We start from the raw sequence: 18,713 nt of genomic DNA, 5'->3' as shown, positions 1-18,713 counted from the left end.
TCACCTCTCGATGAACTTCATACCTTCCCAGTCCCACTCCTTGTTGCCGTTGTCGAACTGGGCAAACACGATGGCGTGGGCAAGCAGTTCCCAGTCGTCCATGACGTGGGCGACGTCGTAAGGGACCCCGTTCTTGATCGCATAGGCCTGCAATCGAAAGACAGGGTCCTCTACTAGTTTTTTGCTTCGCCCTTGGCGTCGTCGACGGCGACGCTCTGAAGCCTCGCCAAGGCCTTGCTGGCCGCGGCCAGACCTTCCTCGTCGAGGCGGTCATAGATGGCGTCGAGCTCCGCCCGGCTCTTCGGGAACGGGATCGGCAGCTGATCGATCTCGCAGACCGCCGCCGCAACGAGTAGCGGCATCCGATGCGGGATGAACATCTCCTGGCCGTTCGGGCCAATGAACTTGTCTGAGCCGGTGATATCGGCGGTGAAGCCTGCCGCGCGCGTCTGCTCGCTCGGCTTCAGCCTGCGGACGCCAATGACGCGGCCAAATTCGTCGCCCTCGCGCTCGATCTGGCGGTAGCGCTGGAGGCGGATTTCGGTTTCGGTGCTCATGGAAAGCTCGTGTCTTGGGGATGGGGAATGCAGGAACGGCAAAGAGCCCGCCGGGTGTTCGCCGGCGGGCTCTGTTCGATCGCTTACGCGATCTTGATCTTGTCGCTGGCGCGTGCGGTCAGCTTCTGCGTCACGGTCTTCTCGCGGCTGATGTTGCCGTGATCGGTCAGGAACACCACAAGGTTGGTGTACTGGTAACGCGAGATCGACCCGTCGGGATTGATCGTCGACTGGTTCAAGAACCCCGGCTTCTGCACCGCGCCCGCGTTGAAGTTGGCATTGAAGGCCGCCATCACGTCCTCGAGCACGGCGCCCGTGCGGGTGATGGTGAACTCGATGTTGAAGCCGTCCGGAACGTAGCCGTAACGCGGCACGTTGTTGTAGGGCTGGCTCTTGATGTCGTGCTTCAACGCGGTGATGTTGACGTCTTGGACGTCGCCGAGGTCGATCAGCGCGCCGCTCGAACCATCGTAGTACATGATCGAGTAGTCGACGCCGGTATTCATCCCGTTCACGGGCATGCTTGCTCTCCAAAGCAAAAGCCCGCCTGTGAGGGCGGGCTGAGTTTAAGGTTGGGTCGATGGCGTGGTCGCGAGATCGCTTAGATCGTCGTATTGACGGCCTGCGCGAACTGCGACGGAGAGGGTTGCGTCGACTGGACCGTGACCGACACGTTGCCGCCACCCTGGAATTTCACCACGAAGTAGCGGACGACGTTGAGGTAGCGAACCTGCCAATACAGGAACAGGTAGCCGAGGGCCTGCAACGAGGGCGGGTTGTTCGACAGGTCGCACGTGACGAGCCAAGGCGTGTCGATCATGCCCTGCCCGTTGATGCCGAGACCGACTTGGGGCGAAGCGAGCTGCGCCGAGAAGCCGTCGAACAGCGCTTTTGCCTGCGCGCGCGTCTGGTCGTTCGGCTGGATCGACTGCAACTTGCCGATGAAGCTGCCAGCAGCCTTGCTCTGCGCCGCACGGATGAGGAAGTTGGTCATCCGCGTGTATTCGACGCCGTTCGCAGCCGTGTTGCTCGACGCGTTGCGACCGGTCGCGAACGAGTAGTAATACCCGCCCGGCGAAGAGTTCGGCGGCAGGATCGTGTCGATACCGCCGGTGTTGATCTGCGACAGCTCGGTGTCTGAATAGGTCTGGCCGAGCGTGGCCCGCTGCGTGCACGAGACGCCCTGAAGCGGCTTGTTCAACGGCGACTGCTGCGGCGAGAGGTTGCCGACGATGCCGATGCCGAATGCCGCCGGGCTGATCAGGCGCGACAACCCGTTATAGCTGTCGTAGAACGACGGCCAATCACCGAGGAGGAGCCACATCCAAGGCGTGTCGACGCCGGAATTGATCCGGGTCGCCAGCGCGTTCGCGATCGAGTCGCCCTTCACGGTCGCCTGAATGGGCAGCATCGTCTCGGACAGGCCGAACGACGCGATCGCAGCATAGTAGCTCGTCGTCGACAGGTCGCACAGCGTGAAGCTGTCGCAGTTCGAGTTGCGCAGGGCGTACATGCCCTTGCGCGGCACAATGTCCTGGCCCATCAGCGTCGCATCGGTCACCCCGGATGCACCATCGGTGCCGCCGGACAGCTGCGTGGTCACGCCGACCACCGGAACAACGGTCGATACGCCCGCAGTCGCAATGACACACTGGCTCGCACCGCGAACGGCGTTGCCGTTGTTAATGACGTTGGCAAGGTTGGTCCAGAACGTCTGCCACGTTCCGGTGCCGCCCGTCAGCGTCGCCCCGGACACGGTGATATTGGTGGAGGTCTTCGCCACCGTGAGCGCGTTACCGCCGGTGCCGGCATTGGTGCCGGTGCCCTGCGTCTGGTTCGCAGTCACTGTCAGGACACTGCCCGAGAGCGAGTAAACGCACTTGACAAGGCCGGTGTCGGACGAGCCCTGCAAGAAGGTCAGTAGGTTGGACAGGGTCGCCGCGAGATTGGCGCCGAGGTTCACCTGCAAACCGGTCGCACCGGACGCCACGAAGGTGACGGCAGAGCCGGCAATCGTGATGGTGTCGTTTGCGGTCGGCTGCCCCGTGAAGGTGTACGAAGCGGACGCTGGCGTCGGACCGACGACATTGTTGAATTGCTCCGGAACGAAACCCGGGAAGGCCACGATCGCCAGATACGAGTTGGCGAGGCTGCCATACTGGAGCGAATAGGTGATGCCGTTGCCAAGCGTGCCGGTGTACTTGCCGGTCAGGGTCAGAGCGGAGCTCTGAATGTTCGCCGTCGCGGCGACATCGGTGCCATCCGAGACGCGCACCGCATAGAAGCCGATCGCGCCGCCGACCTGCGAGGCCGCCGAGACGTAGGAGGAGATGTCATAGTTGCGGACCTGAGGCGGCCCGATCAAGACGGCCGCATCGGTCGGCTTGGACAGCGGGATCAGGGCGTTGAGGGGGCCCCAGGACGCCACGCCGACAAGACCTTCGATGTTGGTCGGCGTGCCCGCAATGAACGGGGTCGGCAGGATGATGTCGCCATAGACCCCGGGGACAGTGAGCGCGGCCAAATTCTGCTGGCCGTCGAGAAACACGGGCATCGAGCTTGCTCCAAATAAAAAACCCGCCTCGATCAGAGGCGGGTCGGGAGGACGAATTGAGAGTTGTGGCTAGGCGGGATCAGGCTTCGCTGTCGTGAACCTCGGCGTGAACCTCGGGCGGAGCGGGCTCCGGCTCTTCCGGCGCCGCGGTCTTGACGACGTGCGTGTGATTGTGCCCGTCGAGCACGCTCGCAACTTCGTCGGGATCAGTGATCCGCTGACCCTTGTTGTAGTTTCCGAACTCATGGACCACGGTGAGGTGATACTTCACTGGCGTGCCTCTCTCAGGTTAGTGCGGTTGCAATTGCGGAGCCGTCGGGGTTGGCGATCGTTACCTTCGTGGAGGTGATCGTGAAGCCATCGAACTTCTCCACGGTGGCATAGGTGACGTCGAAGATGAGGTCGCGGCGCCAAAGGCCTTTGGCCTGCTCTTCGTCGATCGTGTTCGTTCTGCTGTAGAACACCGTCGCCTGCGAGGTATCGACCGGCAACGTGATCTTGCTCTTGCTCTTGATCGCAACGTCGATCGCCGAAGCGAGCGCCTTGCGAACCACCTGATTTGGCGCCCACACCGTGATCATGATGGACTGCTTCTGGCGGTGTGTGACCTTGCCCATCACGCCCTCGCCACCCTGCCGGACCACGATCGAGTGCCCCACCGGGATGGTCAGCGTCGTCGCGGTCGAGGACGCTGCCGGGTAATGGGGCTGCGCTTCCGCAGCGAGCGCCGCGAGCAGAGCCTGCGCCGTCGCCCCGGTCTGCGAGACGACGACAGCGTCGTCACAGATCACGGTCAAGAACTCGCCGGGAGCCGGCTGTCCAGACACCGTGATCGTATTCCCGGAAAGCGTGAACGCGAGGCCGATTGGCGGCGGCGTGATTACGTACGTCTCGTCGAGGATCTGATATGTCGGCGCGCCCTGCCCCAACATTGGGAAGATCGAGACGTTGGCACATGGACCGCCCGGCCGCTTGACCTTCACCGGAGGATTTTGGCTGTTGTCCATCCTGTATCCGGCCAGGTCGAGATCGAGCTGATCTGCAAGCGGCCACCCCTCGAAGATGCGGCAATCCATGCCCGCCACCGATGGCGAGCTCGTGCCGTTGGGGTAGACCGCCGCGGCCACCTGCTGTGCGAGGTAGGCCGTGACGTCGGTCAGGTCTGCCACGTCACACCTCCAAACGAATGCACATCAGCTTCCAGCCCAAGATGTTCCAGTACGCCTGGCCGACTTCGTAGCGATAGTCCTCGTCGTCGACGACGATGTCGCGATCCCTGATCGCGCCGCGCGGCGCTGCCGTAAGCGGCAGGAAAATGTCCCACGTCGGGTTCGAGACGGCGTCTTGCGGAAGCGCGCTGTCGCGCTTGCGCCCCGTGGCGGCAGCCTGAATGTTCGCAGGGATATCCTTGTAGAGGATCGCCTCGCCCTGCGGGTCCGCAGGGTCGGTCGACGCCTCAGCACCGGAATATCCGGTCAGGCCGATGACGTCGGTCGGCGACGTTCCGGGGCCCGCCACCGTCCGAAGCCGGTGAATTTCGACCTTGCGCGGGTAGAGCATCTTCAGTCGACCTCTTCGCCGGGAAACATGATCCGCATGCTGGCCTCAACGTAGGCGCGAGCGATGCTGCTTGCCGTTTGGATGCGTTTTGCGGCCATGTCGCGCGCCCGCGCTTGCACGCTCTTGTCGAGTGCACTCATCTTCTGCTTTGCCATGTCACCACCCCGTGACCCGTTGATAGGGTTGCAGGACAAAATAGATCGACTGCGGCATCGAGATTTTCTTGGTGTCAGTCACCGTACCAGAACCGCCGAAATCGAACGAGGTGTCGCCGGCCTGGACGCGCACGACGTTGTTTCCGAACGGCATGGAGGACGAGCCGAAGAGGATCTTCAGCCAATCGAGGCAGGCCTGTTCGATGTCCTCAGGCACTGTCGCGTAACCGGCGATATAGGTCGTCTGGATGTTCTGGAAGCCGCGCATGAAGCGGTATCCGATCAGCCGGATCGCATCTGCGTCGTTGTAGAAGCCGACGCTCTGCGATCCGCCGCCGATGCGACCCTGCGGGACGGAGACGCCGTTGACGAGGACGGACGAGACCGAGACCAAGGGCAGGTCGGGCACGAACAGCGTGTGCGACCCGCTGCCGTTGAACGTCTTCGTATAGGTGGCTTGCGCCACCTGATAGCTGAGGAATTGCTGGATGATCGCAGATACCGCCGCGACCATCCGGGCGACCTTGCCGTCATCGTCTTTGGTGACGCCGAGCCACTGCATGGCGTTGGCAAGGGACGTCAGATTGCCGCGCAGGACCGTGGACCGGACGGGCAGCTGCACCGTCTCGACCAGCCTCTGCCCGGATGCCGTATTGACGGTGTTGGCAAGGGTGTAGAGAACGCCGAGATTGCCGCCGGACAGTTCGACCTTGGCAAGGGTCGTCGTGAAGCTCGACGAATTGATGGCCAGCGTTCCCGCCGCGCCAATGTCTCCGTCGGAGATCGCCCACGACGAGGATGCGATCGTGTCGCCAGCCAGTCGCACGGTCCAGTCGATATCGAAGTCAGCGACTTCCGTCGGCGACTTGCCGTCATCCCAGAGCAGCATGCGAATGGTTCCTTAGGCGCGGGCGATAGCCGTGCGGCCGCGCGGTGCGCGCGAGAGTGATGGCAGCGGAGGTGCCGAGGGGGCCGGCGCTGGCGCTGGCGCAAACTCCGGCGCCTCGATTGGAGTTGCGGTCGGCGCTGGGGCTGACTGCCTCAGGCTGATCCGGAACGATCCGGGAGGCATGATGAGCTGGTCGCCCGTGCTGATGGCGCTGCGCCTCGCATCGCCGAGCTCGCCCAGCCAGGTCATGACGCCGTTCGCGTCGAACAGCGCCCATGCATCGGCCTCGGCCGCGACCAAGGTGATGGGCGCGCAGCTGACAGCGGCATCGCCGTCGATGGCGAAGGCGGTATAGGTGACGGTGTGGCCGGAATTGACCGGGCTGGCCACCGTCTCCGCGAGCACGACCCGGCGCTCGCCGGCAGACTTGACCATCCCGAGCACGAGGCCCGCCGGCTCGCTATAGGCTTGCATGCCGGCCATGACCCACGACGGGACCTGCGCATGGTTGATGGCTGCGTTCGAGGTCGAGGTCGCCCCGTTGGTGATGACGGGGCCTGCGACCTGCACGCGCGGCGAGGTCTCGGTAAAGACCTCGCCATCGACAGTGCCGAGCGAGATGAACACGCGCGGGACGGCTGGCATTGATGCCTGACCGGCCAGAAAGCGAAGAACCTTCTCTGCCATGTCCTTGGCAAGACCGGTCATGATGCCGTCCCCGTGTGGTCAGGCTTACTTCGCGCCGGCCTGACCGGCGTCAGCGCCCTTGCCATCGCCGCCCTTGCCGTCAGCGCCCTTGCCGTCACCGGCTGGGGCCTTGGTCTCGGCAGTCTTCGGCGCCTTGACGCGCGCGGCCGCGCCCTCGAAGGCGGCGGCGAGCTTGTCGGCGCGCATCGCGGGGTTGGCCGCGACGCCCATGGCTTCGAGCACCTTCAGCACGCTCTCGCGCTTGACGGTGATCGCTTCGCTCGCGACGATTTCGCCGTCACCGGCAACGGTGAAGCCGTGCGCCTTCGCTTCGTCGACGGCGTGCTCGGCAACTTCGAGCGTACCGTCCTCGGCAACCTCGAAGGTGTGACCGGCGTGAGAAAAGCTCGCGACGCCCTCGGGGGCGATCATGCGGACCATTGAATGTCTCCAGAATTTCGTGGGGATGGTTGAAGGGGGAAGTCAAAGGGGGAGAGCGAACGCTCCCCCCTCCGTCTTCGCGATAGGCCTTAGCCGTTCGCGATGTTGCCGATCACGCAGAACGCGGGCGGGAAGTAGCACTGCAAGACGCCGTCGGCGTAAACGCCGGACTCGTACTTGCGGCTGCGCAGGGGCCACTCGATCTGATAGTAGTCCTGACGCATGCGCATCTGGAGGACGTTGGACACGCCCGAGACCGGATACGGCAGCGACCGCGAGGTCATCACGATCATGCCGGGCGGCATGTTCGGATGGATGCGGATGTCCAGCGTCTTCGCACCGCCCATCGAGAAGCGGTTCAAGTACGTGCGCACCATGATGCCGCCGCCGAGGCTGTCACGCTCGGAGTTGAACATGAAGCGCTGAGCCGCGTTGCTGTTGCCCTGCAACACCTTCTTGGAGATATTGAGCGCTTCCTGGCTGTTCACCCAGATCGTGTCCGGCGACAAGCGGTAGCGATCCCAGCGGTCCTTCAGCGCCGCGTCGATCTCGGCGATGCCGCCAGCGCCGTCGGCCGTCAGCGGGGTGCCGACGCCGGCGGTGCCGGTGGGCAACAGGCTGACGTAGGCGTTGGAGCCGCCCTTCAGCATCTGCGTGATAATGCCGTCGAACACGAGACTGTTGGTCGAGTTGTCAGCCGAGGGCAGCGAGGCAGCGGTCTGCGTGCCGGTGGCGGTCGCAACAATCGAGACCGAGTTGATCGAGGTGATCGCGCCCAGCACTTCCGCTCCGGCCGCGCCCCAGAACCACGCATAGCCGCACGCGCCAGTGACGGCGGTGACGGAAGCGGTGAGCGAGCCGGTGGTGCCGGAAGCGACGACGCCGGTGGCGTTGCCGGACTTCTGCGCCGAACCGCCGCCGAACGTGTCGGACGAGCCGTCCGCGTTGGTGCGGGTGATCGAGGCCTGGATACCGCCGGAGATCGAGCCGTACAGCATGGCGTCGAACGACAGCGCGACGCAGATGACCGAGTAGGTCGCAGCCGCCAGCGAGCCGCCGGTGGTCGAGGCAGCCACCGTCGGGGTCGGCGTGGTGCCGAGCGCCATCGAGGTGTTGCCACCGAGGATCAGCGCCTCTTCGCCGATCATCGTCGCTTCGAGGCCGACCTTGGCCGCGATCGCGCGGATGTCGTCGAAGCCGCGGCCGGCGTACTCGGCCTCGAAGTCGACGTTGGTCTCCAGACCGAAGCCACGATAGGCCGCGGTGTAGTCCTGCGTGGAGACGGCCTGCACGCCACCGCGGTTACCCGCCGAGACGCCGATGCGCAGGTTACCGGTGTTCACGCCGGTGACGGCGCGCCACGCGGCCTGAATGCCGCCCTTGCCCGAGACGCGCGGGATCTCGTTGCGCAGCGGGGTGAGCACGGGATAGACGAACTTGGCGCCGAGCTCGAGATCGTAGTAGGTCAGGCCGGAGGTGGCCGAACCGTTCTGCGCGAAGGTCGACTTCCACAGCACTTCGGTCTCGGGGACGAACTTGTCCGTCGCATGCGCCTTCTGCATGGCGGCGAGGAAGCTCGACACCTCGGCCGCGATGGCGGCACGGTCGATGGTGCCCGGCGCCGAGAAGATCGGGGCCCAGGACTTCGAGAGCTCCAGCGGCATCTGGTCGCTGAATTTGACGTCGCGCACGATGGCGTTCATCGTGTTTTCTCCAAATTGGAATGGGTGGATGGGTGGGTGCGCCGTGATCGCCGTCCCCGGCGGGCGCGGGTCGTCCATCGCGATGAAAGGCAGCGCGCATCCCTCCCCTGCCCGTCCCCGGGCGGAGGTTGCGTGGCCGGCTTGCTCGCGGCATTTCGCGCTGGCCTCATCCGTCCCCGGACGAGCGCGCGAGAATTTCGTGGGTTAGCTCTTGCGACCGCCCAGCTTGCGGGCGATGGCAATGATCGTGATCAGCAGCACAGCGACCTCCTCAGGTCGCAGCGCGGGCGCCGCGCGGAAGCGGCAAGCCCAGTTCGCGTTCGAGCTCTTCCTGGAGCAGAGCCAGAGCGCGCCACGCGAGCGCAGCGCTCTCCCGGGTCTCTCCGTCGAAGCCGCCGCGGCCGGCAAGGTGACGCATGATGCAGTCCGCATGATCCATCGACTTGCCGCGCGCGTGGTGCATCTCCTCGCCCGGATTGTGCTTCTGGTTGCCTTGGAATGAGACCTTGGCAACCTCGGCCAGCGCGTCCGGGAAATAGTCGAGGAGACCGCGCGCCATCGGATATTGCTTTCGGCTGGCGCTGTCGGTTTCGAGCACGCGTTTGCGCGCCGGCGTCTGGGCTGACGCCGGCGGCAGGAACTTGTCGTTCTCACTCGCCATTAGGCGTGCGGCCCGTTCATGCGGGCGGCCTGCGCGCCGGCGGCAGCGATCCGCAGCGCCTCATCCGAGATCACGTTGTGATCGGGGACGGCAACCTTCTCCACGATGCGGTAGGAGCCGGCGTGCGGCGCCGGGATCGGCGTGGCGCGGATCGCGAGGACGTGCTTCTGCACCTCCTCGATGCTGGCCGAGTTCTTCTGCACCTCTTCGACCTGGGCCTTGAGGGCAGCGTTGTCGGCCTTGAGGCCTTCCATCGTCTCGGTCATCTTGGCGATGCCAGCGGCGATGTCCTGCATCACGACGGCGCTCGCAGCCTTCTCGGCCTTGAGCTGGGCGTTCTCGGCCGCGACCGCGTCGACCTTGGCGGCTGCCTCGGCAACGGCCTTTTGGAGGGCTTCGCCACCCTCGACCTTCAGATCGAGCGTGATCTCGCCGGCAGCCTTGGAGATGCTGCCACCGCAGACATCCTTGTCGAGAGCGACCAGCGCGTCGTGCGCCTTCTTGATCGTCGTCTTGTCCGCGCGCGAGTTGCGGGCGCCGACCTTGACGAGGTCCAGCATGTGGCCGGTAAACTTGGCGGCCTCCTCGGCCTCCTCCGCCTTGATGTCCTTGAGGACGGCGTCGAGGATGTCGGCAACGATGTCGCCAAGCGTCACGAGGGCGGTGCCGAAGCGGTCGGTCAGCTCCTTGGGAAGGGCCGTACCGTAGCCCATCTCGGCCGTCTCCTCCATCTCCTCGACGCATGCGAGCATGCGCGATAGGGAGGCTACGGTGTAGAGATTGGCACCCTTGGCAAGGTCTCCGGCTTCCGCCGCATCCTTGACCAAGAACACGAGGCCCTCGGGCAGCAGGTCCAGCGCGCCGAGCGCGCGGGCCGACTTGACCAGAGCGCGGCGCGATGCCTTGCCGCCCTTGTCGAAGTCGAAGGCCTTGATGGCCTCGACCAGCGCTTCCTTGGTCGCGATCGCGCCCTCGGCTGCCTTCTCGACGTCAGCGGCGCCCTCGACGGTGGCGACGGCCTGCTCACCCACGGCCGCCTTGAGCGCATCCAGCACGGGCGCAGCCGCCTTGGCGGCCGCTTCCTTGGCATCGAGCTCGATCAAGGCGTTCTGGAGGTCCAGCTTTTTAGCGAAGTGCTGGCCAGGCAGACGCTCGGAGACCCAGACCTGCGCGATGTCCGCGGGCGTGGTCTTGGCAAAGTCGGCGTCGGTCGTGGTGCCCTCGGCGGCGGTGACCTCAGCTGCCTGCACCTCGGTGGTCTGGGTACCCTTGGCAACGGGATCGGTAGCGTTAGTGGTCTCGGCCGTCACGATCTCGGCAACAGAAGCCTCGGTGGTCGCCGGAGTGGTCTCCGCAGCGGTAGCCGCAGCCTTGGCGACCGCGGCAGCAGCCTCGTCCTCCAGCAGCTTGCGCGCCTCAACGACGTGCTCGAGGAAGTGCTTCCCGGAAGCCTTGGCAAGCTCATTGGCGCGGGCGGCGACGTCGTCGTTGGTGATGGTTTTCACAACAGGCTCCGGGGTTGCGAACTTCCGCAGCTCTTCCGAGCCGTCGGCTTTGATCATGGAGAAGGTGGCGCTGGGACCGCAGGGCAGGTCGACCAGCGAGATTTCGGCGGGGCGAGCGGTGTAGCGCTTGAACTCGCCGTCCTGCCAACGCTTGAGGTAGCTGCCGCCGATCGAGAAGCCGGTGTAGACCCCCTCCTCGACTTTCTTCCATTCGTCCTCGTCGACGATCTTGGCGGCGACGTCGATCGCCTTGCGCTTGTCGTCGAAGCCGATGTCGGTGAGTTTGCCAGCGGCGATCTTGCCGTGCATCGAGCGGACGTTGCCCTTCGATTTGCCGTCGGTCACCTTCTCAATCTCGCCGGACCACTTCTCGAACTCGGGTTTCGAGCTCGCATAGTCGAAGATTTCCTTGGAGCGATCGACCTCCTCGACCACGGCCGTGCCGTAGACGATGCGCTTCTTGGCATCGACCTTGAGCATCGGCACAAAGATGGACAGGTCTTTCATAGACTTTTCTCCTGCGCCGCTCTTTGTCATCACGGCTGAGTTGGATTTCGTTGTCAGTTGAGTGGCCTGGGACATGATGAGCGGCAGCGCTGCCCGCAGGCCCGGGTGCAGCGGTCGAGGCGGGCTATCGATGAACGCCCACCGGTAGCCGACGTGCTCGTGATTGAGCGTCGGCTTGAACTCTTCTACGCGAAGGAAGAAGGTCGTGAAGACGACCCCCGCGGTCGCGATCTCGCAGACGAAGATCGGTTCGGCCGTCGGACCGGCCTTGAAACCGACCTCTTCGTAAGCCTCGCGGATCGCACCTTGCAGCGGCGTCTCACCCACTTCGACCCCGCCGCCGGGGATGCACCATTCGCCGGCATGATCACCGCCATCGTGGCCACTACGCTTGATGAACAGCATCTTGCCGTCATCGCTCATGAGCGCGATGCCGGCCGCTCGCATGGGAGCGTGCTTCTCGACGATAGTTGCGGACCAGTTGGGGTTGACCTCGCCCCACTCCTCCGGACCGAGTTCGATCGTCTCGCCGGGCGGCACGATGTCATCGATCGCTACGTCAGCGGCGGACCACGACAGCGTGATGTGCGGCAAGTAGCTCGGCCAGCTCCAGACGGCGCCAGCGGCGTGGATTTCACCCCAGCGGCGCGTGAGGTCGTCGGACTCAATGCCGAGAACCGTCGCCTCGCCGTCCTTGCCAAGGCGCTTGAGCTTGCGTTCGCCGCCAACGATTCGCAGAAGCGGCAGATCGGTGCGCGGGATGCGGTCCCAGTCGACGGCCGTCTTCGAGTAGGCGATCGTGACGTGGAGGTCGTCGGGCTCGAGAGTTGTCGGGAAGCCTGCGTCTTTTGCCCATTTCACCAGGTCGGCGCCGTTTCGGACGCGTCGCTTGATGTAGAGCGTGCGTTTCGGCTTCTCGGCACCTTCAAGGTCGTAGCCCTGCAAGCCGCTGGTCGCGGATGCGGGTGCGGAGAACGTGCTCACCGTGTCGGCCTCGTCTTTTGCAGCTCGATTAATTTCTGAAGGACGGGTGTCGACTTGGCGGCCATCTCCTCGGCGAGGATGCGCTTCCAATCAGGACCATACTTCTCGCGCTGGATGCGGCAGAACTCACCGATCAGCGCCTTCACCTCCGGTGATGGCTCCGTGGCAACTGGTTTCGTCATCGTGCAGCTTCCGGAAGTATTCTACGGTGATGGTGGACCCGAGCCGGCGGTTCGCAGGTCTGGCAACGCCTGTGTCGATCTCCTTGCGCTCGACCCGACCGGCCTTGGCGAGCTTGCGCAGCGCGTTGACCATCTCGTTGGTGTCGTAGTCGTAGCGCTTAAGCCGGCGGCGGATGGCCGAAGCTGTCCGCCACTGGCTGTCAAGCTGCTCTGCGAGCCGAAGATCGAACATGGCGCTAGCCGACGGTGCCGTCTTCCTTGATCCAGTTCTTACCGTTCCAGACCACCAGATGGCTGATGGTCGTGTCCCAGAACTTGGTACCGGGGACGCGTGGATAGTTGCCGACCGGGCTGTCCGGACGCTGCGAGGTCGGGCCCGAGGGAGCGATCAAGATCCAGCCGTTCGCCTGGAGGCGGAGGGCGTCATGCTCGTAGGCATCGATCGCGCCGTTGGCGGGATCGTACTTGCGGCCATGGACGGTGATCTGGGCCGCGGAGGCCGGCGGGATCAGACGATGCGTGAGCGGAGCGGTCAATGTGAACTCCCTTTGAGGTTTTGGCGGTTGACGAGCGCCATCGCGTTGATCCGCCGCACGTCGGCATACGAGATCACCGGGAGACGCTTGCCATCCTGGCTGGACTTGCGAAGCTTGCGAGCTTCATTGCGGCGAGCCGCGCGGTAAGTGCCGCCGGGGCGGTTCATTCCTGTTTCTCCTTCGGGGTCTTGGAGGTTGACTTGCTCTTTCCGCCGCTGACCTTCACCTTCACGGGTGTCGGTGCGGGCTGCGGCGGGACCGCGGCCGCGATGGCTTTCGCCTCCGTGACCTTGTTCTCGAGCTGCCCGGAGTCGATGTTGACGAAGCCGGTTGGGACCTTGACCATGAGGCGGTTGGCCGCCGGGTTCGGGTCAGCTTCCTGACCGATACGCTCGCGCACTTCGTTGATCGTCAGGATGCCGTCTTCAGCATAGCCACGTAGGATGTTAGCCTGCTTCTCAGGATCGATCTCCTCTTCCTCAGCCCACGCGAACTCGATGTCGTCTTTGCCGAACTCGGCATCGATGATCTCGTTGAACGTGTCCGCGCACCAGGCCTTCAGCGGCTCGATACCCTCCTCCTCGGCCTGTCGCTCGTGCTGATCGGCAATTGAACGATTTGACAACGCGACGAAGGCGTTCGGCGGATAGGAGAAGGCGAAGCAGACGATGCGAACGAGCCATTCGTCGAACTCGTTCTTGAGCGGCGGCTCCTTCAACGCCGTGTAGGAGTTGGTGGAGCCGGTCGGGATGAACTTCATCCGGCGCCGAGCGGCCAGGTTGCCGACGAAGAGCGAGTCCCAATACTCTTGGAACCGGGCGACCTGATCGGGCGTCCAGTTCTCCGGCAGCCCGAACACCGCATCCGGCTGGTTGCCTTCGCGGAAATACTCGAACTGCGCCATCGACCGCCGGAAGGCGGTCGAGACCGTCATCATGATCTGCTCGACCGGCGAATAGCCATAGGCTGCGCCGGTGCGGATGTTGAGCGGGCGATAGACGAGGTCCCACGTCGTGTAGTTGACGGCCGGCATGCCCTTCAGGATTTGCTGATAGGCGGGCGGCAGGATCGCATACGAGGGAACCTCCGAGCCGATCGGCAGCTGATGCGCGACCGCCGTGCCCGGCACGATCTTGAAGCCGAACTCGTGATGGTTCTCCAGCGTGATGAGCTGGCCATTCCAGAAGAACGGGCGGCCTTCCCAGACGATCGGCTCCGGCGTGCGGCCCCAGTCGTCGATCACGCGCTTGATGGTGGCGCCATCGATGCCGCGAAGGCCGATCAGGTCGCCGCCGCGGTTGCGCTCGCAATAGATCGACGGAGCGTCCAGCACGAGCAGGTCTTCGAGGATCGCGCGAAGCCAATTGCGGAACTTGAGCTGCCGATCAGGACGGCCGAAGAAGGCCTTGATGTCCTTGATGCGCTGCTGCTTTGCCGGCGGCAGGTCCGAGAGCGCGGGGCGCTTCTTCTTCGTGTCGTCGTGCTTGATCCGGATGGTCCACGGCAGCCGGCACATCTGATCCTTGCGCCGCTCGATGATGAGACGGACCGGATCATAGGTGTCGGCAAGGGCACGCAGGGCCGGGAACGAGACTTGCTCGTAAGCCCGCGGCTGCATGCCGAGATTGTAGCCCGGGATGTAATCCCAAGCGCGGCCAGCGACCGCGGGAGGCGCGATCGGCTGGACGGGCGACAGCGGACCGAACCAGTCGGGACCGTTGACGGTGAAGCCACCCCCTTGGGGGCGGGAGCCGTTAATGCGAAGGTCGTAGCCCGGCGCAAGAGGCGTCATGCTGCGGGCACCGTCGCCGCGCGGCGTGGAGATCTTCTCGATGTCGTCGGACACTGGGCGGATGCCTTACCACTGCGCAACGACACCGCCGCCGGTGCCAAGGGTCGTGCCGGTCGCCATGATGCGGCGGACCTGCAAATTGAGCTGCCAGGTGCCGACACCGAGCGGGATGGTGACCGGCGCGCTGTCACGCGTCTCGGCGGCATAGAGCACCGAGATGCCGGTGCCGCCCGTGCCGATCGTCACGATCAGGCTCGTCGTGACGTTCTTCAGGTCGTTGGTGTCGCTCGGCGTCACGACGGCGCCGTTACGACCAGCGGTGACCGGCAAGCCGTTCGTGCCGGAGAAAGGATCAGCTGCGGTCTTGGCCATTTAGGTTATCCTTTCCCATCCGCGCAGCCCGAAGGCCGTCGCGTCTTCCTTGGAGACTTCGACGATGCGATCTGCCGGAACGAGCAGCGACGTGCCGTCGATGAGGTAGAGAGTTGAGATGTCGTCGGGCACGCGAACGCGATGCTTCGCGCTCGCGCTCGGCGGCGTGATCTGGAAACCGAACTCCGGAGGCTTGCTCGGGGTCGCGGCCGCTTCGGCCTTCGACCCCTCCGACAGGCGACGGTAGTATTCGATCCAGTTGTTGGCGCCGTCCTGCAGCGCGATGTCCGTCACGGCCCAAATCCACGCGTCGGCGCGATCAGGCGACTTCGCGCCACCATAGCCGAGCGAGGTGAAGGCACAGAGCTGGTCCTCGAGCTGCTCGTAACGGCCGACGTGGCGAACGCCGTCCTTTACGTACAGCGTCGAGATCGGCTCGGCACGGACGTGCTTGCCGCGACCCGCCGTCACCACCCTCACCGGGACGTTGCCGTCCAGCGACCGGATGACATAGGAGACCATGTCGCCGCCGAAGTTGGTCTCGGCCAGGATGTGGTCAGCCTTGAAGGCGTGAAAGGCGGCGATCGCTGCCTTGCCCCACGTCTCGGGGCTGCCGACAAGCGACAGGTCTGCGCGGAGGTAGACGCGCTGGTCCTTGCCAAGGGAGGCAACGACGATGCCGATCTCGTCGTTGCGCGGCTTGAGTTCGACGTCGGTCTTGTCGCCCTGCTCGCTGGCGCCAGACGGATCGATCGCGACGACTGTCTGCACATACTCCGGCTCCTCCGGACCCGGCATGGCCGGATCGGATTTGCCGTCGGTAGCACCGCCAGCGATGCGGCAGGCCTCGATGAGGTCCGCCGTCCACATGGCGTTCGGGTTTTCGTCGATGTAGGCGCCTTCGTAGAAGCGCTTGCGATAGTTGCCGGTCGAGTTTTCGAGCTCGGCGAGGTATTCTGCCGACAGGTTCGCCTTGTTGTCCGCCGGGTTGACGAACATACGTGCGTAGTTGGCGCCGTCGGTGAGCTCCTGCTTGCTGTCGGGATCCTTGAGTTCGCCGAACAGGACATTGGTCCAGTGGCTCTTGCCGACCGGATTGATGTCGTAAAACATCCGCTGCGTGCAGCCCTCGACCACCTGGGCGAGACGCGAGCGGACGAGCTTGGCCGTGTACCAGCTGATCTGGCTGCACTCGTTGAGGAAGATCGTGGCGTACTCGGCGCCGAGGATCTTGTCCGCGCGGGCGGCGTCATCGAGACCGCCGATCCAGATTTCCGAGCCATTCGGAAACTTCACCACGTTGTGGGGGTGGCGCGAGTGCTTGTACTTCGTGCCGGGGAAGAACAGCGACATCACCTTCGGGATGGTGTCGAGGCCGACCGAGGCGTCCGCGTGCACGGCGCGGGCGCGCAGGATCACATGGCGTGATCCCGGGAAGCGCAGCGCGCGCAGGATGATGGCGCGGACGATGGTGGTGGTCTTGCCGGAGCGCGCGCCCCCGACGAGGCAGGTGTGGCGCTGGCGCGTCAGAAGGTCGGTCGCGACGATCTGTGCCGGGTTCGGGCCGCGCTTGCCCCACGGTCCGAGTTTCGGATCGATGGCCGGGCCGCCGTTGTGGCCGATCTGGGCCGGCTTGTCGCCGTCCTTCTCCGCCTGCTCTGCCGTCTTGAGGATCGGCTCGCCGCGTCCGGGACGGCGGCGGCGACGCTTCTTAGAGGCGGGCGTCAGCATCGGAGAGGATGAAGATGGGTTGTCCACCTTGGACCTCTCCGGAATGCTCGACCTTGCTGCTCGTGGGGGCGAACAGGCCATCGAGCTTGGCCTGCAATTCCATGTTCTTGCGCACGGCATCCTGCGCGTCGATCTCGCCGGCGAAGGCCTTGTCCAGCACGCCGACCATCATCTCCTCGACGCGGGCGCGCATGATCTTCTTCAGGTCCTCGGCGGGCTCCGCGACCATGTTGTCAAGGCCCCATTTGACGAGGCGATAGGCATAGGCGGGATCGCACTTCAGCTCGCCGCCGATCTGCTCGTAGGTGTAGCCGAGCTTGCGGTATTCGAGCGCTTGCGCGACCTTCTCGCGGTACTTGATCTCACGCGGCGACGTTGTGGAGGTGCCAGTGGTGCGCTTGCCTTTGCGACGGCGCCGGTCACCTCTCATGTCGATTGTCTTGCGGGGCATGGGGACACTTCAAAAAAGACGAGGTCGCCTCCCCGTCGGTTGGAAAGGGGGCGACCTCGTTTCAGGCTCGAGAGAGCCGGGCTACAGCTTAGCTGTTGCCCGAGCCGCCCTTGCCACGGGACTTCGACTTGGCCTTGGACTTCTTCTTGACGGCCTTCTTCGCCTTCTTCGCCATGATGGCACTCCGTTCGGATGACACGTCGGGGATGGCGCCGACGCAACGCCTGTCATTCCATCAGACCGCACGTCTTACGACTGCTTGGTCTTCGGGAATGCCGTCACCAGCCGTTCGAGATTACGAACGGGCGGGCGAATCTTCTGAAGCTTGAACTGCGGCTTCGGCAGGTCGATCTTGAGGCCCTGTGCGAGCACATGCCCATCGACATAGGTTGCGCTGGTGTCGCCGTATCCGGCTTTGCGCAGAAACTCGGTGACCGCGGCGCCTTCCGCGAACACGACGACGCAGTAATAGTCGTTGGCGCCCTGATTGACGTAGGCGTCCTTCTGGCGCTTGAGGTCAGCCTTGATCTGTGCTTGCTTCTCGGGGTTGAGAGCTGCGTCCAGCTTGCCTATGACCTCGGCCGTCTGCTCCTCGGGCGTCGCGTCCTCGTCGATTTTGGCGAGAACGTCCTGCGTCTCACCTTGCACGAAGTCGAGCGCCTTATTCATCGCGCGCCGACGTTCTAGGCCGTCGCGATCGATCTTCTTGAGGGGGCCTCCGGGGCCCTTGAGCCCCGGCCGCTCGATGCGCTTGAGAGCCATGTTCACTTCTTGGCTTGTTCGTCGAGAGCCTTGGCGAGGCCATGCAATTGCAGGGTCAGCAGATGCAAGGCCGACGACAGCAGTGACATCTGCGCGCGGAACAACGCCCGCGACAGCGCCAGGTCCGCAGGATCAGGCGGCGCCTTGCGGCGCATTTCGATGACGTCACCCATTGGAGGTCGCCGGAACAGCGAAGAACGGCCACACGTAGAGACCGAACCTCGGCTCCAGCGGCAGCTTCTTCTCGTTGTAGAGATCGATGAAGCGCTGCTGCTGATCAGCATCGAAGTGCTGGAAGTAGAGCTTCACGTGAGCGTCCGCCACATCGACATAGATCTTGTAGTTCTTGTCGGTGCCGGTGATCTTGGCGCAGCTGCCGTCCTCGACCGCCTTGAAGAAGTCGTCGGGGTTCATCGAGCCGCAATAGCTGCATGCGCGATGAGCGCCGCGGCCGTGCCAGAAGTCCTCGGGCTCCGTCCCGGACGGCGGGCGGAACATGTCGAATCGACGGCCGCAGACATGACGGGCCGCATTTGGATGATCGGCCTTGAGGTGGCCGGTCAGCTTCCAGAAGGCGTTCTTGTTGCAGGACGGGCCAGCGGCGGCAACGCCATAATGGCTGTCGCCATCCTCGCCCCACTGGAACACGCGATCGCAGTGCGGGCATTGCTTCGGATCACCCAC

25 protein-coding genes are annotated in these 18,713 nt (G+C 64.3%); all 25 read right to left on the bottom strand.

Annotated features, from left to right (window positions below; translation table 11 throughout):
* Positions 1-153, bottom strand: coding sequence for a hypothetical protein (locus tag ACRQ5Q_RS15155; RefSeq protein ID WP_439398714.1), 153 nt, complete (start codon positions 151-153; stop codon positions 1-3).
* A gap of 20 nt (positions 154-173) precedes the next feature.
* Complete coding sequence (locus ACRQ5Q_RS15150) at positions 174-557, bottom strand: hypothetical protein (RefSeq protein WP_439398712.1); 384 nt, start codon at positions 555-557, stop codon at positions 174-176.
* 83 nt (positions 558-640) lie between these two features.
* Positions 641-1,078: a hypothetical protein gene (locus tag ACRQ5Q_RS15145; protein WP_439398711.1), complete on the bottom strand. Its 438-nt coding sequence runs from the start codon at positions 1,076-1,078 to the stop codon at positions 641-643.
* Positions 1,079-1,158: 80 nt separating this feature from the next.
* Positions 1,159-3,111 (bottom strand): hypothetical protein, encoded by a 1,953-nt coding sequence (locus ACRQ5Q_RS15140; protein ID WP_439398709.1) that lies wholly within the window; start codon positions 3,109-3,111, stop codon positions 1,159-1,161.
* 79 nt (positions 3,112-3,190) lie between these two features.
* Entirely contained in the window at positions 3,191-3,382 is a 192-nt protein-coding gene (locus tag ACRQ5Q_RS15135) for a hypothetical protein (protein WP_439398707.1), read from the bottom strand.
* A 13-nt stretch (positions 3,383-3,395) separates the two neighbouring features.
* Positions 3,396-4,280, bottom strand: a complete 885-nt coding sequence (locus ACRQ5Q_RS15130; RefSeq protein ID WP_439398705.1) for a hypothetical protein — start codon at positions 4,278-4,280, stop codon at positions 3,396-3,398.
* 1 nt (position 4,281) lies between these two features.
* Positions 4,282-4,671, bottom strand: a complete 390-nt coding sequence (locus ACRQ5Q_RS15125; RefSeq protein ID WP_439398704.1) for a hypothetical protein — start codon at positions 4,669-4,671, stop codon at positions 4,282-4,284.
* A gap of 2 nt (positions 4,672-4,673) precedes the next feature.
* Positions 4,674-4,826, bottom strand: a complete 153-nt coding sequence (locus ACRQ5Q_RS15120) for a hypothetical protein (protein WP_439398702.1) — start codon at positions 4,824-4,826, stop codon at positions 4,674-4,676.
* A gap of 1 nt (position 4,827) precedes the next feature.
* The gene (locus tag ACRQ5Q_RS15115) at positions 4,828-5,715 is read right to left on the bottom strand and encodes a phage fiber-tail adaptor protein (protein WP_439398700.1); all 888 of its coding nucleotides are present in this window, start codon (positions 5,713-5,715) and stop codon (positions 4,828-4,830) included.
* 12 nt (positions 5,716-5,727) lie between these two features.
* Positions 5,728-6,423, bottom strand: coding sequence for a hypothetical protein (locus ACRQ5Q_RS15110; protein WP_439398699.1), 696 nt, complete (start codon positions 6,421-6,423; stop codon positions 5,728-5,730).
* A 24-nt stretch (positions 6,424-6,447) separates the two neighbouring features.
* Positions 6,448-6,843, bottom strand: a complete 396-nt coding sequence (locus ACRQ5Q_RS15105; RefSeq protein ID WP_439398697.1) for a hypothetical protein — start codon at positions 6,841-6,843, stop codon at positions 6,448-6,450.
* An 89-nt stretch (positions 6,844-6,932) separates the two neighbouring features.
* Positions 6,933-8,546: a hypothetical protein gene (locus tag ACRQ5Q_RS15100; protein WP_439398696.1), complete on the bottom strand. Its 1,614-nt coding sequence runs from the start codon at positions 8,544-8,546 to the stop codon at positions 6,933-6,935.
* Between the two features lie 271 nt (positions 8,547-8,817).
* Positions 8,818-9,207 carry a dATP/dGTP diphosphohydrolase domain-containing protein gene (locus tag ACRQ5Q_RS15095; protein WP_439398694.1) on the bottom strand — a complete coding sequence of 130 codons (390 nt, stop codon included), beginning with the start codon at positions 9,205-9,207 and terminating at the stop codon, positions 8,818-8,820.
* Complete coding sequence (locus ACRQ5Q_RS15090; protein WP_439398692.1) at positions 9,207-12,203, bottom strand: NUDIX domain-containing protein; 2,997 nt, start codon at positions 12,201-12,203, stop codon at positions 9,207-9,209. The genes ACRQ5Q_RS15095 and ACRQ5Q_RS15090 overlap by 1 nt, the downstream gene beginning before the upstream one ends.
* A complete protein-coding gene (locus ACRQ5Q_RS15085) occupies positions 12,200-12,349 on the bottom strand; it encodes a hypothetical protein (RefSeq protein ID WP_439398690.1) in 150 nt (49 codons plus the stop codon). Before ACRQ5Q_RS15085 ends, ACRQ5Q_RS15090 begins: the two co-directional genes overlap by 4 nt.
* Positions 12,330-12,617 carry a hypothetical protein gene (locus ACRQ5Q_RS15080; RefSeq protein ID WP_439398689.1) on the bottom strand — a complete coding sequence of 96 codons (288 nt, stop codon included), beginning with the start codon at positions 12,615-12,617 and terminating at the stop codon, positions 12,330-12,332. Before ACRQ5Q_RS15080 ends, ACRQ5Q_RS15085 begins: the two co-directional genes overlap by 20 nt.
* 4 nt (positions 12,618-12,621) lie before the next feature.
* The gene (locus ACRQ5Q_RS15075) at positions 12,622-12,921 is read right to left on the bottom strand and encodes a hypothetical protein (RefSeq protein WP_439398687.1); all 300 of its coding nucleotides are present in this window, start codon (positions 12,919-12,921) and stop codon (positions 12,622-12,624) included.
* Positions 12,918-13,088, bottom strand: a complete 171-nt coding sequence (locus tag ACRQ5Q_RS15070; RefSeq protein ID WP_439398685.1) for a hypothetical protein — start codon at positions 13,086-13,088, stop codon at positions 12,918-12,920. Before ACRQ5Q_RS15070 ends, ACRQ5Q_RS15075 begins: the two co-directional genes overlap by 4 nt.
* Positions 13,085-14,767, bottom strand: a complete 1,683-nt coding sequence (locus ACRQ5Q_RS15065) for a phage portal protein (RefSeq protein ID WP_439398683.1) — start codon at positions 14,765-14,767, stop codon at positions 13,085-13,087. The genes ACRQ5Q_RS15070 and ACRQ5Q_RS15065 overlap by 4 nt, the downstream gene beginning before the upstream one ends.
* A 12-nt stretch (positions 14,768-14,779) precedes the next feature.
* Positions 14,780-15,085, bottom strand: coding sequence for a spike base protein, RCAP_Rcc01079 family (locus ACRQ5Q_RS15060; protein WP_439398682.1), 306 nt, complete (start codon positions 15,083-15,085; stop codon positions 14,780-14,782).
* Entirely contained in the window at positions 15,086-16,843 is a 1,758-nt protein-coding gene (locus ACRQ5Q_RS15055) for a phage terminase large subunit (RefSeq protein WP_439398680.1), read from the bottom strand.
* The gene (locus ACRQ5Q_RS15050) at positions 16,797-17,267 is read right to left on the bottom strand and encodes a hypothetical protein (protein WP_439398678.1); all 471 of its coding nucleotides are present in this window, start codon (positions 17,265-17,267) and stop codon (positions 16,797-16,799) included. Before ACRQ5Q_RS15050 ends, ACRQ5Q_RS15055 begins: the two co-directional genes overlap by 47 nt.
* Before the next feature lie 249 nt (positions 17,268-17,516).
* The gene (locus ACRQ5Q_RS15045) at positions 17,517-18,029 is read right to left on the bottom strand and encodes a hypothetical protein (RefSeq protein ID WP_439398676.1); all 513 of its coding nucleotides are present in this window, start codon (positions 18,027-18,029) and stop codon (positions 17,517-17,519) included.
* A gap of 2 nt (positions 18,030-18,031) precedes the next feature.
* On the bottom strand, positions 18,032-18,202 hold the full coding sequence (locus ACRQ5Q_RS15040) for a hypothetical protein (protein WP_439398674.1): 171 nt from the start codon (positions 18,200-18,202) through the stop codon (positions 18,032-18,034).
* Positions 18,195-18,713 carry a hypothetical protein gene (locus ACRQ5Q_RS15035; RefSeq protein ID WP_439398672.1) on the bottom strand — a complete coding sequence of 173 codons (519 nt, stop codon included), beginning with the start codon at positions 18,711-18,713 and terminating at the stop codon, positions 18,195-18,197. Before ACRQ5Q_RS15035 ends, ACRQ5Q_RS15040 begins: the two co-directional genes overlap by 8 nt.

The organism is Bradyrhizobium sp. PMVTL-01, from assembly GCF_051861855.1.
Classification (GTDB): Bacteria; Pseudomonadota; Alphaproteobacteria; order Rhizobiales; family Xanthobacteraceae; genus Bradyrhizobium.
Note: the sequence above shows the minus strand (reverse complement) of the source record. Positions and strands in the feature narration are given on the sequence as shown.

Excerpts from the sequence above, each read along its gene's own strand:
- ACRQ5Q_RS15150 (WP_439398712.1), bottom strand. The coding sequence starts at position 557 with ATGAGCACCGAAACCGAAATCCGCCTCCAGCGCTACCGCCAGATCGAG.
- ACRQ5Q_RS15145 (WP_439398711.1), bottom strand. The coding sequence starts at position 1,078 with ATGCCCGTGAACGGGATGAATACCGGCGTCGACTACTCGATCATGTAC.
- ACRQ5Q_RS15140 (WP_439398709.1), bottom strand. The coding sequence starts at position 3,111 with ATGCCCGTGTTTCTCGACGGCCAGCAGAATTTGGCCGCGCTCACTGTC.
- ACRQ5Q_RS15125 (WP_439398704.1), bottom strand. The coding sequence starts at position 4,671 with ATGCTCTACCCGCGCAAGGTCGAAATTCACCGGCTTCGGACGGTGGCG.
- ACRQ5Q_RS15120 (WP_439398702.1), bottom strand. The coding sequence starts at position 4,826 with ATGGCAAAGCAGAAGATGAGTGCACTCGACAAGAGCGTGCAAGCGCGG.
- ACRQ5Q_RS15115 (WP_439398700.1), bottom strand. The coding sequence starts at position 5,715 with ATGCTGCTCTGGGATGACGGCAAGTCGCCGACGGAAGTCGCTGACTTC.
- ACRQ5Q_RS15110 (WP_439398699.1), bottom strand. The coding sequence starts at position 6,423 with ATGACCGGTCTTGCCAAGGACATGGCAGAGAAGGTTCTTCGCTTTCTG.
- ACRQ5Q_RS15105 (WP_439398697.1), bottom strand. The coding sequence starts at position 6,843 with ATGGTCCGCATGATCGCCCCCGAGGGCGTCGCGAGCTTTTCTCACGCC.
- ACRQ5Q_RS15100 (WP_439398696.1), bottom strand. The coding sequence starts at position 8,546 with ATGAACGCCATCGTGCGCGACGTCAAATTCAGCGACCAGATGCCGCTG.
- ACRQ5Q_RS15095 (WP_439398694.1), bottom strand. The coding sequence starts at position 9,207 with ATGGCGAGTGAGAACGACAAGTTCCTGCCGCCGGCGTCAGCCCAGACG.
- ACRQ5Q_RS15080 (WP_439398689.1), bottom strand. The coding sequence starts at position 12,617 with ATGTTCGATCTTCGGCTCGCAGAGCAGCTTGACAGCCAGTGGCGGACA.
- ACRQ5Q_RS15070 (WP_439398685.1), bottom strand. The coding sequence starts at position 13,088 with ATGAACCGCCCCGGCGGCACTTACCGCGCGGCTCGCCGCAATGAAGCT.
- ACRQ5Q_RS15060 (WP_439398682.1), bottom strand. The coding sequence starts at position 15,085 with ATGGCCAAGACCGCAGCTGATCCTTTCTCCGGCACGAACGGCTTGCCG.
- ACRQ5Q_RS15050 (WP_439398678.1), bottom strand. The coding sequence starts at position 17,267 with ATGCCCCGCAAGACAATCGACATGAGAGGTGACCGGCGCCGTCGCAAA.
- ACRQ5Q_RS15045 (WP_439398676.1), bottom strand. The coding sequence starts at position 18,029 with ATGGCTCTCAAGCGCATCGAGCGGCCGGGGCTCAAGGGCCCCGGAGGC.
- ACRQ5Q_RS15040 (WP_439398674.1), bottom strand. The coding sequence starts at position 18,202 with ATGGGTGACGTCATCGAAATGCGCCGCAAGGCGCCGCCTGATCCTGCG.